2 protein-coding genes are annotated in these 4,811 nt (G+C 57.7%); both read right to left on the bottom strand.

Translation table 11 applies throughout. The annotated features are described in order from the left end of the window. Nucleotides 1–1,769 (bottom strand): alginate lyase family protein (locus FHS09_RS22290; RefSeq protein WP_183464075.1); only part of this gene is annotated, 1,769 nt, incomplete at its 3' end. A gap of 623 nt (nt 1,770–2,392) precedes the next feature. Beyond that, nucleotides 2,393–3,697, bottom strand: coding sequence for a group II intron reverse transcriptase/maturase (gene ltrA, locus FHS09_RS22285; RefSeq protein ID WP_183464073.1), 1,305 nt, complete (start codon nt 3,695–3,697; stop codon nt 2,393–2,395). Between the last annotated feature and the right edge of the window lie 1,114 nt (nt 3,698–4,811).

Genomic DNA, 4,811 nt, shown 5'->3' with positions numbered 1-4,811 from the left:
GTCCACACGCCCGTGCGATTTGGCCCTCCATGGGCATAGCGCATCGCCAGCGTTGTCGGGCCGCCGTCTCCGCCGTCGACGCCCGTGAATTCGATATAGCCGCTATGGGGCACGATAGACCCCGTGCCATTGTGGTTGGTAGTCGAGGTGATGAGCTCCGCGTCGCCGCCGTAGGCTGCATTTTCAGCCTGATAGGAAATCCCGCCCGGGGCCACCGCAATGGCGGACACTTGGTCGCTGTTGGCGGTCTCGCCGCTTGGCGTATTGGCCGAGACGACGTAGTGATAGGTCCTGCCCGCCGTAAGATCGGTATCGACGTGGAAGATGTCCTTGGTGCCCACCGTGGCGATGGTGGTGTATGGCCCGCCGCTGGTGGTGGAGCGCTTGACGTTGTAGCTCGTGGCGCGCGCCGAGCCCCACCAGGATAGCGTGATCCGCCGGTCATACTCCTGCGTGGCCCGCAGTCCGCTGGGCGCGACGTCCGAGGCGATCGAATCGCGGCTGTGCGTTAACGTGGTGAAGCCCAGGCTGTCGAAGCCGCCGCTGTTACCTCCGAAGTTGAACCCGCCGCCCTCGGGACGGGTTTTGGCCGCATACTCCCCGGTGTAGGGTGCCGCCATCCCCATGCGGTTGACGTAGTGATTGTACACGAGATCCCAGCCGGGTCTTAACTGGTTGCGCCCCACGGACGAGATATCCCAATAGACTGTTCTTACCAGGGAACTATCGAGTCGTCCCGCGTCATGCACATAGGGAGCGAACGGCACGTCGCGCTTGGTATTGTATTTGGAGATGTATTCGACACCCGACAGGAGTCGGTTGTTGAGGGCGCCGTATAGATCGTAGCCTTGGTTCCAGGCGATTTCGCAGATTGCCCCCAATAACACCGGGCCCATGGTCGAGTGCCCCTGGTCGCGTCCGCTCTCCTGCCACTGGCCCAGGCCGTTGGGGTGAACGTACGTCACCGCACGGTTCATATTCCCGTTGCCGATGCCGTCGTAGAAGTAGTCGAGGGCGTGGTCGAAAATCGCCTGGTCGTCCAGAAGCACGCCGATCGCCATGGCCGACGCCAAGCTCGCGTGCTCCCAGTTGGCCCAGTAGTGGGTGCCACGGGTGTCGTGGTGCCTGTCGAGGAAATCTTTGTTTCTGCTGCCTCCGAGGTAAAACTGATTGAGCATGTAGTCCTTGAACGCGGTGAAGTCCGCCGGCACCCAGCCGCTGTAATCGCGCATCAATTCAGCGGCGCTGGCGAACTGGTAGCCGTAGATGCCCGACCGCAGGCTGACGTTCGAGTCGCCAGCCCAACCGGTGTGGATGGAAGCCCAGGTGTTCATGATCTCGACCGACTTGTCCGCAGCCCAGGTGCTGCCATCGCCGTGATAGCGCAGGGCCAGCTGATATGCCCGGGCAGCGTCGCGGGCCAGCCGGATGTAATTCTCCGGGAGACCGCCACCCGCGGTGATCGTCGCGACCGCTTCCGGGTTGTGGCTTGTCCAGCCATTGGTGTTACTTACGAGAATGTCCCAACTGCCTTTCCAGGGCTGGGCGCTCGCAGCGACCTTCGTCTTCATCCGGTCCAGGTCAGCCTGGTTGTTTAAAGCTCCCGGATGTTGAAATGACTGTGCTTCCGACAGTGAAGGCATCACCAGAGCGCCTGCAGCTATCGACAGCGTGAGTATCAAGGCAGGCAATCGCCCGTAGTCTGTTATTCGTTTCAGGGTGGTGTAAGCCGCGATAGCGACGGGGTGTTTTCCCAGTCTTATTGTCATTTTGTTTTTCCTCATGTTGTTGTACGCTCGCCGATGCAAGCCGTGTCACAGGTCCGCCGTTTTCATGACGTTATCGGTAACAAACACAATAATAAAAAACCTCAATGACAACTGTTATCGATATCAGAAAACGATGCCATCAATGCCCACGAATCAAGCGCATCGAGGCCGGAACCCGGGTGACATTTATGTTTCCTCTTACATCGACCTTCTTATTATTAGAAGATATTTGGCTAAGTGTTACCTTGCAACCCATTTTTAGAAGGGTTGAGACGTGACGCACAAATCAACGCACGCATCACGGGGTCAGGCCTCAATGGCACTAAGTTAAGCGATGACCGTGATGCGAAGACCCTGATACCGGGTACGACCTTGCGGGACTGTCTGCGAGAGGGGACCTCGCAGACAAGCCTACAGGGATGTATTCACGGGGGGCGCCTAGCCGGTGCCCCGCAAGGTCATACCAGTGCCATTCGGGTCAGGCTTTACATTTTACACTGGTGCTCTTAGCCGATCTGCGACTAGTTCTGGAATCCAGGAATGTCAAATGATCGGGTAGACGACGATGTTACCACCGTCGCCCCCCACAGATCCGGACGTGCGCGATTAACGCATCCGGCTCCTCAACTCATCACCTTCGCAGGCTTCATGGCCAATAATTTCATCGCTGGCAACGAGTAGCGTTTTAACAGCAGGCTGGCTCGTTTCCAGTCCAGGCAATGCCGTTGCGACCTCCGCCTCAACCACTTTATCCAGACTTTCTCTACGACAAACCGGAATCGTTTTAATGCAGCACTGTTGCCGCTGATCCCAAAGTAGGCGTAGTGCCCTCTCACCTTACGGCAGAGAGCCATATATTGCTCTGGCAGTGGTTGATGGCGGTTGGTTCGGCACCACTGTTTGATTGCTAAAACACTTCGCGCAAACCGCGACTTCATGGTCTTGCGCTTGATGCTCCAGCCTCCTCGGCGATTCTTTCTCCAATAATGCGTAAACCCCAGAAAGTCGACGCTGGCTTTCTTCTTGGGCTTGAACTCCGTCACACAGGTCTTGTCCGGATGCAACTGCAGGTGGTAGCGGCCGAAGCGCTTCGGCAGTACCTCCATCACCCGGGCCGCATCTCTGGCGTTCTTCATCAGCAGCACCGCATCATCCGCGAAGCGGATCAGGGTGGCGTTGCTATTGAGTAGCCGGGGTTTCACCTCCTGCTCAAACCACTGGTCCAGCACATAGTGCAGATACACATTGGCAAGCAGGGGAGAAGCAACCCCGCCCTGTGGCGTTCCCTGTTCAGGGTAGTGGAGGTTTCCGCCCTCCATGACCCCCGCTTTCAACCATTTGTTGATCAGGCGCAGTATCACGCCATCTCCTATCCGCTGCTGGAGAAATTCCCGCAGTTGGCGCTTGTCCAGGTTGTCGAAGAATCCCTGAATGTCCATCTCAATCGCTTGGCCTCCGCCACCCACGGTCAGCTGCCGGTACATCAAGTCCAGCGCCTGATGCGTACTCCTGCCCGGCCGGTAGCCGAAGGAGTGCGGGTGAAATAGAGGCTCGTACAGCTTTTCCAGTATCCAGACTACCGCCCGTTGCAGCACCTTGTCTTCGAAGGTGGGTATCCCTATCGGGCGCTGGCTTTTGCCTTTCGGCACATAGCCACGCTTGACCGGCGGAGCACGGTAGCTGCCATTTTTGACCCGGACGAGAAGACTCGCGAGATTGTCCTCTAAATCCTGGGCGTAGTCGGCGGCCGTCTGCCCATCTACGCCAGTGGCACCATCCTTGCGCGTTCGGTGAAAGGCTGCTCGCAAAAGGTCTTTGGTCAGATACTGGTTGAGATTGGTAAAGCACCGCTGCGGGTGGTCCTTTCCCAGCGCCGCTAACCTCAGAAGTGAGGTGGACATGGCGTCTGAACTCTGCGTTTCTTGCATGTTGCCCTCCAGAGGTTGTGATGAGTTGGCTTTCCCTTCCCTCCACGGGCTCCCGGCGGATGTCGGTTCGCCCACTTCATCGGTACTATGGAAAGCTCCGATTTCTGCTTCGCCTTCTCGAGGCAGTTCTTTTGATCGTTCCGCCGCGATACCTTGGTTGGCACTGTGTTTCTTCGCACAACCCAGTGCCCGGCCGTGCGTTTGGACCCATTTGTTGACCGCAAGCCCAATGCGGTGATCTCACCAAGGAGCGGAGCAGACCTCCCGAGTTCCCAGGGTTTCCTTGCCAGCATGCCGGGCTCTTCGACACCGGTGGGCCAGTATCCCCGGTCCGCTCGGGATACTGGTGTTGCCTTCCGCGGCCTTAAAGACGTCGGCACCCACAGAGAGGGTCTTTTCGGTGCTCTATCACCGCGGCCTACTGACTCGCTGTCTACGCTTAACCGCCAACGTCGCCGCTGGACAGTCCAAGACTCGCTTCCGGGTGGTGACCAGCCTTGCCCGGGTGGGACTTGCACCCACGGGAAACCTACGCACAGTTTCCGTTAATCACCTCCTTGTTGATCAACTTCCCCTGCGCCTGAGCTTCGCTCGGCGCACTAAGGCCTGACCCCGACATCCCGCTGACCCCGACATCCCGACGCTTAAGGCCTGACCCCGACATCCCGACGCTGCCCTTAGTGCTGCGGTGGATCTGCCGGATCGACAGCCCTGCCGACAGGCGCAGGCGAAGGATTTCTCGGATGTTACGCATTGTGATTCTCGGTGTGGCCACGCCCCGCCTCCAAAAAGGCGGCGAGCGTAGCAAAAGGCTTGAAGAAACAATGCGTTAGGAGGGATTCCGGTCGATCGTGAACACCTGTTCCGGGATGGTGAACACCGATTCCGGAAAATCAGGTAAAAGTGTTCACGTTGAAACCGGAATGGGTGTTCACGATGGTCCGGAATTGGTGTTCACGATGGACCAGAATGGGTGTTCAGGATGGGCCGGAATATGCACTTGTAACCGGTTTGAAGCCTTTCATTTTTCAGTTATTGGGTGTCCTGCTCTTCCCTTCCTCTTCTTCTCTTTCCTGACAAATCAAGAATGAAAAATTTCTCGCCGTTGCAAGGG

This window comes from Microbulbifer rhizosphaerae (assembly GCF_014191725.1).
GTDB classification, from domain to species: domain Bacteria; phylum Pseudomonadota; class Gammaproteobacteria; order Pseudomonadales; family Cellvibrionaceae; genus Microbulbifer; species Microbulbifer rhizosphaerae.
Note: the sequence above shows the minus strand (reverse complement) of the source record. Positions and strands in the feature narration are given on the sequence as shown.